This is a genomic window from Pseudomonas capeferrum, assembly GCF_013523055.1.
In the GTDB taxonomy this organism is placed as follows: Bacteria; Pseudomonadota; Gammaproteobacteria; order Pseudomonadales; family Pseudomonadaceae; genus Aquipseudomonas; species Aquipseudomonas capeferrum_A.
This window is the reverse complement of the sequence record NZ_JAAMQM010000006.1, coordinates 1-14,143: the sequence shown is the minus strand read 5'-3', so window position 1 is coordinate 14,143 and position 14,143 is coordinate 1. Positions and strand designations below refer to the sequence as shown.

Here is a 14,143-nt window from a genome sequence, read left to right as displayed (position 1 = left end):
CCAAAAAAATCTGCCCCACCATGGCCCCTCCGCTTCGCTACGGGTTCCCTCACTCCGGCGCCACTTCGGGGGCTCCGCCGACTATGGGCTAAAGCCCTCCGTACGGCGCTCCGGCTTCGCCAGAGGGGCTGCGCCCGGCCCCCTCCATGACACCTCCGTTCGGCCTGCTGGAATGGGGCGGTAGATCAAGATCAAAAGCAAAAGCCAAGGCAAGATCAACGGCAACGGCACTGTGGGCTTGTATCTATACGGGGGATTAAAAACTATTTGCTACTTCCCCGCTTCGGAACCCTTACCAACTCCGTTTCCGAATAGATATCGTGCCACCCCCGCTTGCGCTTATCCCACAGTATCCACAAGAACCCCAGCCCAAAACATAACCACGAAGCAATTCCCACGACAAACCTCAACAACGCCTGCCACAGACTGATCGCGCTGCCATCCGCGTTCTGCACCCGTACTCCCCATACCTGCATCCCCAGCGTCTGCCCTCCATGAGTCCAGAACTTGGCAAAGAATCCGAACAATACAAACAGCAACAACGTCGACAGCAATGGATCTCCATCCAATGCCCCAGCCTCTGTCAACGCTCGCATGCGCTCCTGTCCGATGACCGCCATCTGGACCACCTTGTAGACCCCGGTGGTCACTATCAGCAACGCTGTACACAACAGAAAGTCGTAGAACACCGCCGCCAGGCGACGACCCAGGCCTACCGGCTGGAAGTCGCCTTGGGGATTGAGCAATGACTTGGGCATACGCGCAGCTCCGGATGGCAAAATGCACATTCTACGGAATCGCAGGCACAAAAAAGCCCCTGCTGTTACCAGCAAGGGCTTTCTGAAGAAAACTTAGCCTTCGGCCTGAACTTCATCAGCCTGCATGCCCTTCTGGCCTTGCACGGCGACGAAGGTGACCTTCTGGCCCTCTTTCAGGCTCTTGAAGCCGTTCCCCTGGATAGCGCGGAAGTGCACGAACAGATCCGGACCGCTCTCTGGAGTGATGAAACCATAACCTTTCTCGTCGTTGAACCACTTGACGGTACCGTTCTGACGCTGACTCATTGTCTTGTTTCCTATCAAACTTGAAGGGTGATTACAGTGTCTCCGCTCGATAGAGAGGAAAGACTACCGCGCTGGTTGCAGGAAAGTAAGACGTCGAACGGGTTGTAGCAAAACGTGGCGCTACGCCCAGGTCACGAACTGTTGAGACCCATGCAAACACAGTGAAATGACTCTACGCCAACTCTGACGAAAAAAACAAGCCTATGGCCATGCAACATATCGGAGATTTCCAGGGCGCTCCCTGGAAAGCACGACGCATAGCCCGCGGACATTTTCGAAAGTTATTGAAAGCGTTCGAAATCGAATAACAAGTGTGCAATATGATGCACACTTGTCGGACTTCAGCCCCGATGGTAACGCGGGGGCGTAAAAGGTAGTTTGCTAACTTTCAGAGCAACTCGTCTGCCCCGTACAAGTGCAAAGAGCGGCGTATCGAGCGCCGCATGTTCAACGTCCACGTAGCCCATTGCAACAGGTGCGCCACAGGTAGGTCCGAACCCGCCACTGCAGACGATACCGACAGCTTGTCCATGGTCATCGACAATTTCCGCGCCTTCGCGGACCGGTGTACGTTCCTGAGGCGACAACCCGACGCGTTTGCGTGCCACGCCATCTCGCTGCTGGGCAAAGATCGTCTCGGCGCCAGGAAAACCCCCGGCGCGCGCGCCGTCGGCGCGGCGAACCTTGGAGATGGCCCAGAGCAGGCTGGCTTGCACCGGCGTGGTCTGCTGATCCATGTCATGGCCGTAAAGACACAGACCGGCTTCCAGGCGCAGCGAATCCCGTGCGCCCAGCCCGATCGGTTGGACTTCGGGTTCGGCCAGCAGGCAGCGAGCCAGAGACTCGGCAACGTTGGCCGGTACTGAAATCTCGTAGCCATCCTCCCCGGTGTAACCCGACCGACTGACGTAACAGTCCGTCCCCATCAGTTCGACCGTACGCAGCTGCATGAACGTCATGTCGGCGACCTGCGGGGCCAGGCGGGCCAGAACCGTCACTGCCGCGGGGCCTTGAAGGGCGAGCAGGGCGCGCTCTTCGAACAGCGGGGTGATTTCGCAGCGATTACCGATGTGCGTGCGCAGGTGCGCCAGGTCCTGCTCCTTGCAAGCGGCATTGACCACCAGCAACAGTTCGTCATTGCCCAGGTTGGCGACCATCAGGTCATCGAGAATCCCGCCTTGCTCGTTGGTGAACATGGCATAGCGTTGCAGGCCTACCGGCAGATCGACGATGTCCACTGGCACGAGGCTTTCAAGGGCACGTGCGGCATCATTGCCGGCGAGGCGGATCTGGCCCATGTGCGAAACGTCGAACAGTCCGGCCTGCTCACGGGTATGCAGGTGCTCCTTGAGCACGCCCAGGGGATACTGCACCGGCATGTCGTAGCCGGCAAACGGCACCATGCGCGCGCCCAGTTCCAGGTGCAGGGCGTGCAGCGGGGTCTTGTGCAGTGTTTCGGACATCGGTGACTCCTTGATTGAATGGGTCAGCATTCGATGATGTTGACGGCCAGACCGCCACGAGCGGTCTCCTTGTATTTGCTTTTCATGTCGGCACCGGTCTGGCGCATGGTGCGGATGACCTTGTCCAGGGAGACGAAATGCTGCCCGTCGCCGCGCAGGGCCATGCGCACCGCATTGATCGCCTTGACCGAGCCCATGGCGTTTCGCTCGATGCAGGGCACCTGGACCAGGCCGCCGATAGGGTCGCAAGTCAGGCCCAGGTTATGTTCCATGCCGATTTCGGCGGCATTCTCGACTTGTTGCGGGGTGCCTCCCAATACCTCGCAAAGCGCGCCTGCCGCCATCGAACAGGCGACGCCGACTTCACCCTGGCAGCCGACCTCGGCGCCAGAGATCGAGGCGTTTTCCTTGTAGAGGATGCCGATTGCCGCCGCCGTGAGCAGGAACTTCACTACGCCGTCCTCGTTGGCGCCGTTGGTGAAGCGCATGTAGTAGTGCAAGACGGCCGGGATGATCCCGGCTGCGCCGTTGGTCGGCGCCGTCACCACCCGCCCACCCGCCGCGTTCTCTTCATTGACGGCCAGGGCATAGAGGTTGACCCAGTCGAGCACCGACAGCGCATCGCGCAAGCTCGCCTCCGGATGCTCGCTGAGTTGCCGATAGAGTGCCGGCGCACGGCGTTTGACCTTCAGGCCTCCCGGAAGAATACCTTCGTGATGGCAACCGGCGTCCACGCAGTCCTGCATCACCTGCCAGATCTGCAACAGGCCCGCGCGGGTCTGCGCCTCCTTACGCCAGGCGGCCTCGTTGGCCAGCATGATCTGGCTGATCGACATCTGCTGGGCGCTGCAATGAGCGAGCAGTTCCTTGGCGGTGCGAAACGGGTAGGCGAGCACGCTGCTGTCTTCGACAATGCGGTCCTGGCCGGCGGCGTCCTGATCGACCACGAAGCCGCCGCCCACCGAGTAATACTCGCGGCTGCGGATCTGCAGCCCGGCCGCATCCAAGGCGCGGAAGATCATGCCGTTGGGATGGAAGTCCAGGGCCTTGCGGATCATCGCCAGGTGTTGCTTCTCGATGAAGTCGATCTCATGCTCGCCCAGCAGCTTCAGGCGGCCGCTGTCGCGGATCACCTGGAGCCGCGCTGGTATGGATTCGGTGTCTACCGTGTCGGGGTGTTCACCTTCGAGCCCTAGCAGCACCGCCTTGTCACTGCCATGGCCCTTGCCAGTGGCGCCTAGCGAACCATACAGCTCGACCTTGACAGTCAGCGTGGCGGTCAGCAGCCCATCACGGCGCAAACCTTCTGCAAAGCGGGCTGCGGCTCGCATGGGGCCGACCGTATGGGAACTGGAAGGGCCGATGCCGATCTTGAACAGGTCGAAAACGCTCAGTGACATGATGGTGCTCCTGTGTGGGCGGCCGCGAAGGTGCCGCGCCTCCAGGACGCGGCGCCCTTCACAGGGGCTTCAAGCGTCCTGGTAGCTCTCGATCGGTGGGCACGCGCAGACCAGGTTGCGATCGCCGAAGACGTTGTCGACACGACCGACCGGAGGCCAGTACTTGCCTTCCACCAGGCTCGGCAAGGGGTACACCGCCTGCTCGCGGCTGTAGCCATGGGTCCACTCGCCCGCCAGTTCGGCCGCCGTGTGCGGGGCGTTCTTCAGCGGATTGTCTTCCTTGTCCAGGCTACCGATTTCCACATCGCGGATTTCTTCGCGGATCCGGATCATCGCCTCGCAGAAGCGGTCCAGTTCTTCCTTGGATTCACTCTCGGTCGGCTCGATCATCAACGTGCCCGCCACCGGGAAGGACATGGTCGGCGCATGGAAGCCGAAATCGACCAGGCGCTTGGCCACGTCGTCGACGCTGATGCCGCTGCTGTCCTTCAACGGTCGCAGGTCGAGGATGCATTCGTGGGCCACCAGGCTGTTGCTGCCCGTGTACAGGACAGGATAGTGCTCCTCCAGGCGCCGGGCGATGTAGTTGGCATTGAGGATCGCCATTTGCGAAGCGCGCTTGAGCCCCGCGCCGCCCATCATACGAATGTACATCCAGGTGATCGGCAGGATGCTCGCGCTGCCGAACGGCGCCGCGCAAACGGCGCCTTCCCTGTTGTCCAGCTGGGCATGTCCGGGAAGGAAGGGCGCCAGATGCGCCTTCACGCCTATGGGGCCGACACCCGGGCCGCCACCGCCATGGGGAATGCAGAAGGTCTTGTGCAGGTTCAGGTGCGAGACATCGCCGCCGAACTTGCCCGGCGCGCACAGGCCGACCATCGCGTTCATGTTGGCGCCGTCGATATACACCTGGCCGCCGTTGTCGTGGACGATCGCACAGATATCGCCGATGGCTTCCTCGAACACGCCGTGGGTCGAGGGGTAGGTGATCATCAGCGCGGCGAGGTGCTCGCGATGTTCGCTGGCCTTGCTACGCAGATCCTCGATGTCGACGTTGCCACGCGCGTCGCAGGCGGCGACCACCACGCGCATGCCGGCCATGTGCGCGGTGGCAGGGTTGGTCCCGTGAGCCGAAGAGGGGATGAGACAGATGTCGCGATGGCTGTCGCCACGGCTGCGATGGTAGGCGCGGATCGCCAGCAGACCGGCGTATTCGCCCTGTGAACCGGCGTTGGGCTGCAACGAGACCGCGTCGTAACCGGTAGCGGCGCAGAGCATGGCTTCCAGCTCGTCGGTCAATTGCCGGTAACCCTGGCTCTGCTCGACGGGGGCGAAGGGGTGCAGGTTGCCGAACTCGGCCCAGGTCACCGGGATCATCTCGCTGGCGGCGTTGAGCTTCATGGTGCAAGAGCCGAGCGGGATCATGGTGCGGTCCAGTGCCAGGTCCTTGTCGGCCAGGCGACGCAGGTAACGCATCAGTTCGGTTTCGCTGTGGTAGCGGTTGAAGACCGGGTGCTCGAGGAACGCCGTCTGGCGCTGCAGGTCTGTCGGCAGGCGCGAGGTGACGCCTGCGGCCAACGCGTCGAAATCCGGCAGGGTCCGGTCGCCTGCGAAGACCTTCCAGAGACCCTCGACGTCGGCGCGGGTGCTGGTCTCGTCCAGCGACAGGCCAAGGTGACGGGCGTCGATCTGGCGCAGGTTCAAGCGTTGCGTGCGGGCCTGATCATGTAGCGCGGCGGTGGCGTCGCCAGTGGCCAGGGTCAGTGTATCGAAGTACGCCTGGTTCACGACCTCGACGCCCAGCGCCTGCAGGCCGCTGGCCAGGATCGCGGTCAGGGCATGGGTACGTTCGGCGATGCGCTTGAGGCCGACCGGGCCATGATAGACGGCATACATGCTGGCGATGTTGGCCAACAACACCTGGGCCGTGCAGATGTTGCTGGTGGCCTTCTCACGGCGGATATGCTGTTCGCGAGTCTGCATGGCCAGGCGCAGGGCGGTCTTGCCGAAGCGGTCGATGGAAACGCCGACCAGACGGCCCGGCATGTCGCGCTTGAAGGTATCACGGGTAGCGAAGTAGGCCGCGTGCGGCCCCCCGAAGCCCAGCGGCACACCAAAGCGCTGGGCGCTGCCCAGCGCGACATCGGCGTCGAATTCGCCTGGAGGAGTGAGCAGGGTCAGGGCCAGCAGATCCGCGGCAACGGCGACCAGGGCATTGGCGGCGTGGAAGCGACCGACCAGCTCACGATAGTCGAACAGTTCGCCGTTGCTCGCCGGGTACTGCAGCAGGGCACCAAAGAAGGCGCCGACATCGGTCAGCTCGCGCTCATCGCCGACCACGACGTCGATGCCCAGTGGCTCCGCGCGGGTACGCAGGACATCCAGCGTCTGCGGATGGCAATGGATCGATGCGAAAAATGCCGTGCTGCCCTTGTTCTTGCTCAGGCGCTTGCAGAACGTCATGGCTTCGGCGGCGGCGGTGGCCTCGTCGAGCAGCGAGGCATTGGCGATCGGCAGGCCGGTCAGGTCGCTGATCAGGGTCTGGAAGTTGAGCAGCGCCTCCAGGCGACCTTGGGAAATCTCCGGCTGGTAGGGCGTATAGGCGGTGTACCAGGCCGGGTTCTCCAGCAGGTTGCGCAGGATGGGCGCGGGCATATGGCAGTTGTAGTAACCCTGGCCGATGTAATTCTTGAACAACTGGTTCTTGCCGGCGATCGCTTTCAGCGCGGCAAGGGCATCGGCCTCGCCCTGACCATTGCCCAGATCGAGCACGCTGGTGCCCTTGATGCTTTCGGGAATGACCGCGGCGGACATCGCGTCCAGCGAGTCGAAGCCCAGGGCGGTCAGCATGGCCTGTTCATCGGCGGCGCGCGGGCCGATGTGACGGGCGATGAATTCGTTGGCGGTATCGAGTTCGAGGGTCATGGTCGTTCCTCAGGCGTCAGCGTTGGCATTGAGCAGGCGATCGTAGGCATCCTGGTCGAGCAGGGCCGTCACGGCGTCGGCATCGTCCGGTACGAAGCGGAAGAACCATCCCTGGCCCAGCGGGTCCTCGTTGACCTGCTCGGGGTTGGCATCGAGTTGCTCGTTCACCTCGACCACTTCGCCTGTCAGCGGCATGTAGACGCCGCTGGCAGCCTTCACCGATTCGACGGTGGATACTTCGGCGCCTTTCTCATAGTGCTGCAGTTCCGGCAGTTGCACGAAGACCACATCGCCCAGGGCGTCCTGAGCATAGGCGGTAATACCGACGGTGACACTGCCATCGGCTTCGACACGCAGCCATTCGTGATCTTCGGTGAAACGCAACTCGCTCATGGAGACTCCTTGGGGAAGCGGGGCGTGGGCGCGGTGGGGCCACACTTGGTTTTAGCTCCTTAGCAAGAACCCGGCCATCTAAAATTTAGTCATTGAAATCAACAGGTTGTATCTAATCGTAGGAAGAGGTGGAAAGCTTATGTAATGAAATCGTTCCGATCTCAGGGAAAGTCATGGCGGCAGGGCGCCCACGCCCTTACTTGGCAGTGTCACGCCAAGCCTGTAATTAAATCAATACACTGTATTGAATTCATTCCAGTTCTGGGCATGATACTTGGTTTTGTGAAGAAATATGTCTCTTATGAGTTGTTGCTGCCTGGACTGAGGATAATGTCAATTTATCAGCGCAGAAATAACGAGGCCGCTACCAGTGTTCCGTAAAAATCGAGTTCGAACATCACGCTACTCTTTTGCCATATCCAAGGATCGAACGTTTATTCTCTCTTGACGAATTAGCCAATGGAGGAAGATGTTTCTGGAGTTCCCCGGTGACATGCCTGATTGCAATGTCACCATTCTGCGCGGGCGTATTCGGGAAGGTATCCTGTGAACAAACAGGAGAAATCTGAAGAACGTGATGGCTTGGCAACAAGTATCAGGACTTGCCCGGTATGCCATATTTGCGCAGCCGCTGCGCAATGGCGGTGTGCGACGTCTGCAAACGCCCCGCCAGTTGCCGTGTCGACGGGTAACTGGCATACAACCGCTGCAACAGCTCCCGTTCGAAATCCCCTACCGCCTGCTCCAGGCTCGCCACTTCGCCATCCTGGCCGCGCGCCACCGAAGTGCCGGCGATATCCAGGTCACCGATATCCACGACATTGCTCTCGCAGATGGCAGCCGCGCGGAAGATCACGTTCTGCAGTTGCCGCACGTTGCCCGGCCATGGATTGGCCAGCAGCGCCGAGTGTGTCGTCAAGGCCAGTTGGCACGCCGGGCGCTGGATCTGGGTGCAGGCCTGGCGCATGAAGAAGTGCGCCAGTAGCAGGATGTCCTGCCCACGTTCACGCAGCGGTGGTACGTCCAGGTTGAGGACATGCAGTCGATAGAACAGGTCTTCACGAAAACTGCCTTCGGCAACCATTCGCTCGAGGTCGCGATGGGTGGCGCTGATGATGCGCACGTCGACCTTGACCTCCCGGTCACCGCCTACCCTGCGGAAGCTGCCATCGTTGAGGAAGCGCAGCAGCTTGGCCTGCAGATAAGGCGACATCTCCCCGATTTCATCGAGAAATACCGTGCCCTGGTTGGCCAGTTCCATCAGGCCAGGCTTGCCGCCTCGCTGTGCCCCCGTGAAAGCCCCTGGCGCATAACCGAACAGCTCGCTCTCGGCCAGGCTTTCGGGCAGGGCGGCACAGTTGAGCGCCAGGAAAGGCGCCGCGTGACGGCTGCTGATGGCGTGGCAACCGCGTGCGACCAGCTCCTTGCCGGTGCCGGTTTCGCCATGGATCAGCAATGGCGCATCCAGGGCGGCGACCCTTAATGCCCGGGCCTTGAGGGTACGTATGGCGGGCGACTCGCCAAGCAGGGCGTCGAAGCCTTCGGCGTGATCATGATGCAAGGCCGAGAGACGCTCGCCCATGCGGTTCGGAGGGTAGAGCGTAAGCAGCCCGCCGGCGTGGGTGATAGGGGTGGCATCGAGCAGCAGGCTCTGACCGTTGAGCTGCATCTCGCGCATTGGCAGGTGAAAGTTGTTTTCCAGCAGCGCCTGCAACAGGCCCGGGTCTGCAAACAGCTCACCGACCGAGCGTCCCGCCGATTCACGTCCGCAGAGTGCGATCAGTGCCGGGTTGGCCAGCAGCACCTTGCCTGCGCTGTCAACCGCCAGCACCGGGTCGCTCATCGCCGCCAGCAGGGCATCCAGTTGCAGGTGCCGACGCTGCCCCGGCAGGATGTCGACCACCTCCACCGACTTTACCCCGCGAACCTCGAACAGGGCGTCATGCAGCTCCTCGAGCACGGCCGGGCTCAGGGTCGGCGCATCGATGTACACGTTGGGCGGGACCATCTCCACGGCATCCAGGTTGAGATTGCGAGCACCGAGCAGGGCCAGGACTTCCTGGGTGATGCCAACGCGGTCGATGAAGCTTACGTGGATACGCATGGGATGAAATGCCAAGCAGGGGGAGAAAGGCAGTATGCCTCGACCCTCGACACAACGACACCGTCTCGCGCCGTCGAGGTGGACGTCGGCAATCGATGCGTGTCAGACGCTTGCGCTGCTATTGAAGGTGTTCCGGCTTGACCGGGTCCCCGGACTTCACGTCCAGTTGCTGGCGCACGTCTTCGAACATCTCGTCATAATACTTGTGCACGGAACCGATGCTGGCCGTCTTTGGCATGCCGTATTTCTGGGCAATGCGCGTGGCGTGGCGGGCGAAATCGAATGCCTGGTCCTTGGGCAGGAAAAAGGATTCGTCCAAGGCCTTGTCCTCGACCGTGCCATGCAGATGGAACTGCATGCCGATGCCTTCCTTGGGGTCATGCTCGACTCGATAATCGATGGACAGGTTGTAGCTGTGGTCCTCCTTGCCTAGCGCGTGACGCTCGATGTGCAGGTGACCGGGTTCGAACTGGGCCATGAGACGGTCCTCTTCGGCAGTGGAACGAGCGAGCCGACAAGCTCGCGTGCAGACGTCAACGGTAGCCTATATCCGACCACGTGATGATGAGCCCCTCAACTGCACAGAAGGCCTGTAAGGCCAGAGGCCACATTTCGGCATTGAAAAATGCTTATCTTTGACCGTTGCCCTCGAGGCGGTGCAGACAATCAGTAATCGACCGGATCGCGCACGATCGGACAGGTCATGCAGCGTCCGCCGCCGCGTCCACGTCCCAGTTCGCTGGCGCTGATGGTGATGACCTCGACACCGGCCTTGCGCAGCAGTGTATTGGTATACGTGTTGCGGTCGTAACCGATCACCACCCCGGGTTCCAGCGCCACGACGTTATTGCCATCGTCCCATTGCTCGCGCGCCGCCGCGAAAGGGTTGCCGCCTGTCTCGACCACGCGCAGGGCCGGCAGGCGCAGGTGCTCGGCGACTACGTCGACGAGCGACTTGTCCTCTCGGCGTACATCCAGGCCGTCGGGTCTGGTCTCGTCGGGACGAATGATGAAGGGCACGATCTCTTTCATCGCTTCCGGGAAGACCGTGACCAGATCGCGGTCGCAGAAGCTGAACACGGTATCCAGGTGCATGGTCGCTCGGTTCCTGGGCAGGCCGGCGACCACTACCTTGTCCGCCGCGCCCCTGGCGAACAAGGTCTGTGCCAGTTGGGCGATGGCCTGGCGCGACGTGCGTTCGCCCATGCCGACCAGCACCACTCCATTGCCGATTGGCATGACGTCGCCGCCTTCGAGGGTCGCCTGGCCATGGTCTCGGTCGGGGTCGCCGTACCATACCTGGAAGTCGGCCTGGGCGAACTGCGGATGAAATCGGTAGATGGCGCTCGTCAGCAGGGTTTCCTGGCGTCGTGCCGGCCAGAACATCGGGTTGAGCGTCACGCCGCCATAGATCCAGCAGGTGGTGTCGCGGGTGAACTGTGTGTTGGGCAGCGGCGGCAGAATGAAGCTGGAATGCCCCAGGCATGTGCTGTAAAGCTTGAAGAGGCTGGCGCCTTCGCCATCTGGCAGGTCCTGGCCTGCGAGGCCGCCGATCAGGAACTCGGCCAGCAGGCGAGGTTCGAGGCCTTCGAGCCAGCTGCGTACTTCGTGGATCAGGCCAAGACCCACAGTGTCCGGGTTGATCTTGCGATCGAGTATCCATTTCAGCGCCGTGGGGTCCTGCACGGTTTCGGTCAGCAGATTGTGCATTTCCAACACTTCGATGCCTCGCTCGCGCATGCGCGTGACGAAGTCGAAATGATCACGCCTGGCCTGGGCGACCCAGATCACGTCGTCGAACAGCAATTCCTTGCAATTGTGCGGCGTCAGCCGCTGGTGCGCCAGGCCGGGGGCGCAAACCATCACCTTGTGCAGCTTGCCGGCTTCGGAATGCACGCCGTACTTCACTTTTTCGGTGACCATCTTTATCTCTCCAGATGTGCCGACCCGTTCTCGGGACGCGCCGCCACGCGATCCACGAATCACCAGCTCGGCAGGTCGGTGCCCAAGGCGCGGGCAGCGCGTGCCCATTGCAGCCCGGCCTCGCCTACCTTGAGCGGCGACTGGATTCGTCTCGCCGGTCCCCAAGGGGTCTGTTCGACCTTGGTATCGAGGTCCGCGACCGTTTCGCTTGCCAGCGGCAGGTCATCGCCGACCGTCCCGCGTTCGATCAGCAGCTTGGCCGTGCGCGCCAGGGACAACCGCGCGCGGGTACCGTGGCCCTGTTCCAGACGTTCGGCCAGGGCGCGGATCGCTTCGGCGGCCATCAGGTATCCGGTGGCATGATCCAACGCCTGGACTGGCAAGGGCACGGGCCGTTCGGCCTGCTGCCAGCGCATGCCTTCGCGGGCGATGCCGGTACTCATCTGCACCAGGCTGTCGAAACCCCGGCGGTCCTTCCAGGGGCCGCTCCAGCCGTAGGCATTGAGGCATACATCGATCAAGGCGGGATTGAGCAGCCGGCGCTGTAGCGGACCGTAACCCAGCCGCTCCAGGGCATCGGCCCGGTAGCCGTGAAGGAGAATGTCCGCATCGCCGAGCAGGGTATCGAAGAGGCGGCGATCATCCGGCAGGCGCAGGTCGAGGCGAGCGCATCGCTTGCCCAAGGTGACCTCCGGCACGGCCGCGGGCTCTTCCCAGCCGGGAGGATCGATGCGCAACACGTCGGCGCCAAATCCCGCCAACAGGCGGCTGGCGACAGGCCCTGCGAGGATGCGGGTCAGGTCCAGGACCTTGACACCGGCCAGCGGACGCGCCTGGCAACCGGTCCAGGGGCGCTTTTCAGCCACGAAGGTCTCGCGAAGGATCAGCGGTTCGCCGTTCACCGCCTGGCCCTGTGGATGGGCACACCACTGTGGCCAGCTTTGCAGGGTGGCCGCACAACCGCCAGCGGCCACTACGGCATCCTCCAGGTCGTTCGAGGACCATTGCGCGACTTGCCTGGCCATGTCCTCCCACGCGTTGGCCCTGCCCAACACCCGCTCGACGGCCTTGCGGTGCAAGGGCGCATTGGTATGCAGACGTATCCAGCCGTCGCGGGTGGGGTAGTCGCCGGCCAGAGCGTCCCACGTCGGCGGGACCTGCCAACCTTGCGGGCGCAGGGAGGTGCCGAACCAGAACGAAGCGAGACGGCGGTCGACCTGTACCAGTGGGCACTGTTGGGTCTGCCCTTTCAATAGATCGGCCATCGCGAGGCCCGCGGCCGCAAGGCTGGCGCTGGCCAGTTCGGTAACCGCGAAGGCTGACGGCAGGGCGCCAATGCCATGCCAGCGGACGGCGGCGGGATCCACCGGCAGGTCTTTGGCGATGTCGCTGAGTAACTGTTGCATGCACGGCCTCCTGAGCGGTGTCGCTGTATATGAGGCGTCGCGGGGCGGGACTTGGTTCGATCCGAATGTGTCAGGACCTGTACGATTGATTCGAACCCGAACCGATCGCACAGGCCACTAGCGTTGCAGATCGGCCGGGCAGGGCTCCGGCAAGCGCTCGGGCCGTGACCAGATCCACAGGTTGCCCAAGGCCATGCCACCGATGGCCAGGAATACCGGCCAGCGATGCTCCAGGAACACCAGCATCAGGCAGGCGCACAGCAGCATGCTCAGCGTGGCGCTGACCTTGGCACGGCGCTGGATGATCCTGCCATTGCGCCAGTTGAACAGAATCGGTCCGAACAGCCGATGGTTTTCCAGCCAGGCACTCAGGCGTGGCGAACTGCGGGTCGCCGCCCAGGCGGCGAGCAGAATGAATTCGGTGGTTGGCAGGCCCGGTATGACAATAGCGACCAGGCCGACGCCAAGACTGACGTAGGCCAGGATCCCATAGAGCAGTCGGGACGGTTTCGAGCGGGCGATTCGGGTCATGGTCTCACTGCAAGGGACGGTCCGGTCGCCGATGAGGCGACCGGGTGAGCGTTTCAGGCCAGCGCGGCATCGGCAGCGTAGGCATGCTTGAGCAATTCGGTGAAGCGCTCGAAGGCGGCGACGGCGCCACGTTCGGCGGCGGCTTCTTCCTCGGCGCTCAGTTCCAGGCTGTCGAGTATACGGGTGAACTGCTTCCAGCCCTCGGCACGGCCACCGACCGGCTCGCCCAGGTGGCGGGCGCCGAAGCTGTCCGACAGCCCCAGGGCCACGGCACGCTTGATCAGGAACGCGGCACCCAGTTTGGAGCCTTCGGAGACGAAGATCCAGCCCATCGCCTCACCCAAGGTCGTGGCCCGCAAGGCGCCCGGGACGGCGGAGGGTGCGCGCGCGCCCAGGTCGGCCAGGTCCAGAAGGGCCTGCTCCGCGCGGCAACGCTGGCTCAGGTCCGGGACGATGGCGATCAGCCGAGGGTCGTTGTACAGCGCCTGGAGCTCCGCCTGGAACAGGTATTGAGCGACCACGAAGCGGGCGAAACTTTCACGGCTATCGAATGGCGCGTGGGACTTGACCAGCGCATCCAGTTCGCCGTGCGGCGCATGGGTCAGTTGGTTGAGACGTTGCGAGCGCAGGCTGGCGCGTTCGGGGGAGGAGGTGGCAGTCATGAGAGCATCCTTGAATTCGGGTATCTAGTGACAAGACGAACCAGGCGAGTCGAGACAGTAAAAATCGTCTCGGCCGCGCTGAAGGCATGTGGAAAAAGAGCAGTAAAGGTAGGTCCGGCGCCTAATGCTGGTCAGTAAAGCAAAAGCCATCAATTTTCGTTGGCTGGTGCTCTTGTTTGGCTTCCGAAATCTTCAGTGATGCTGCCGGCCTCATCGCGGGGCAAGCCCGCTCGCCACCAGGAACCGTGCACCAGTGGCGAGCGGGCTTGCCC

At 62.4% G+C, this 14,143-nt stretch carries 12 protein-coding genes; all 12 read right to left on the bottom strand.

From position 1 onward, the window contains the following. Nucleotides 1-263: 263 nt before the first annotated feature. Nucleotides 264-758 (bottom strand): RDD family protein, encoded by a 495-nt coding sequence (locus tag G7009_RS08295; protein WP_181129516.1) that lies wholly within the window; start codon nt 756-758, stop codon nt 264-266. A 93-nt stretch (nt 759-851) separates the two neighbouring features. Beyond that, nucleotides 852-1,064 carry a cold-shock protein gene (locus G7009_RS08290; RefSeq protein WP_181129515.1) on the bottom strand — a complete coding sequence of 71 codons (213 nt, stop codon included), beginning with the start codon at nt 1,062-1,064 and terminating at the stop codon, nt 852-854. A 341-nt stretch (nt 1,065-1,405) separates the two neighbouring features. After that, nucleotides 1,406-2,527, bottom strand: coding sequence for a glycine cleavage system aminomethyltransferase GcvT (gene gcvT, locus G7009_RS08285; protein ID WP_181129514.1), 1,122 nt, complete (start codon nt 2,525-2,527; stop codon nt 1,406-1,408). A 23-nt stretch (nt 2,528-2,550) separates the two neighbouring features. After that, the gene (locus G7009_RS08280) at nt 2,551-3,927 is read right to left on the bottom strand and encodes an L-serine ammonia-lyase (RefSeq protein WP_181129513.1); all 1,377 of its coding nucleotides are present in this window, start codon (nt 3,925-3,927) and stop codon (nt 2,551-2,553) included. A gap of 69 nt (nt 3,928-3,996) precedes the next feature. Next, entirely contained in the window at nt 3,997-6,852 is a 2,856-nt protein-coding gene (gene gcvP, locus G7009_RS08275) for an aminomethyl-transferring glycine dehydrogenase (protein ID WP_181129512.1), read from the bottom strand. A gap of 9 nt (nt 6,853-6,861) precedes the next feature. Beyond that, nucleotides 6,862-7,245 carry a glycine cleavage system protein GcvH gene (gene gcvH / locus G7009_RS08270; RefSeq protein ID WP_181129511.1) on the bottom strand — a complete coding sequence of 128 codons (384 nt, stop codon included), beginning with the start codon at nt 7,243-7,245 and terminating at the stop codon, nt 6,862-6,864. 595 nt (nt 7,246-7,840) lie between these two features. Beyond that, the gene (locus G7009_RS08265) at nt 7,841-9,349 is read right to left on the bottom strand and encodes a sigma-54-dependent transcriptional regulator (RefSeq protein WP_181129510.1); all 1,509 of its coding nucleotides are present in this window, start codon (nt 9,347-9,349) and stop codon (nt 7,841-7,843) included. 118 nt (nt 9,350-9,467) lie between these two features. Continuing rightward, nucleotides 9,468-9,827 carry a DUF5064 family protein gene (locus G7009_RS08260; RefSeq protein WP_181129509.1) on the bottom strand — a complete coding sequence of 120 codons (360 nt, stop codon included), beginning with the start codon at nt 9,825-9,827 and terminating at the stop codon, nt 9,468-9,470. Between the two features lie 188 nt (nt 9,828-10,015). After that, nucleotides 10,016-11,272, bottom strand: a complete 1,257-nt coding sequence (arcA, locus tag G7009_RS08255) for an arginine deiminase (RefSeq protein WP_181129508.1) — start codon at nt 11,270-11,272, stop codon at nt 10,016-10,018. 59 nt (nt 11,273-11,331) lie between these two features. Continuing rightward, nucleotides 11,332-12,678, bottom strand: coding sequence for a CoA transferase (locus G7009_RS08250; protein WP_181129507.1), 1,347 nt, complete (start codon nt 12,676-12,678; stop codon nt 11,332-11,334). Nucleotides 12,679-12,795: 117 nt separating this feature from the next. Continuing rightward, nucleotides 12,796-13,209, bottom strand: coding sequence for a YbaN family protein (locus G7009_RS08245; RefSeq protein WP_181129506.1), 414 nt, complete (start codon nt 13,207-13,209; stop codon nt 12,796-12,798). A 53-nt stretch (nt 13,210-13,262) separates the two neighbouring features. Next, nucleotides 13,263-13,871 (bottom strand): biliverdin-producing heme oxygenase, encoded by a 609-nt coding sequence (locus G7009_RS08240; protein ID WP_181129505.1) that lies wholly within the window; start codon nt 13,869-13,871, stop codon nt 13,263-13,265. Between the last annotated feature and the right edge of the window lie 272 nt (nt 13,872-14,143).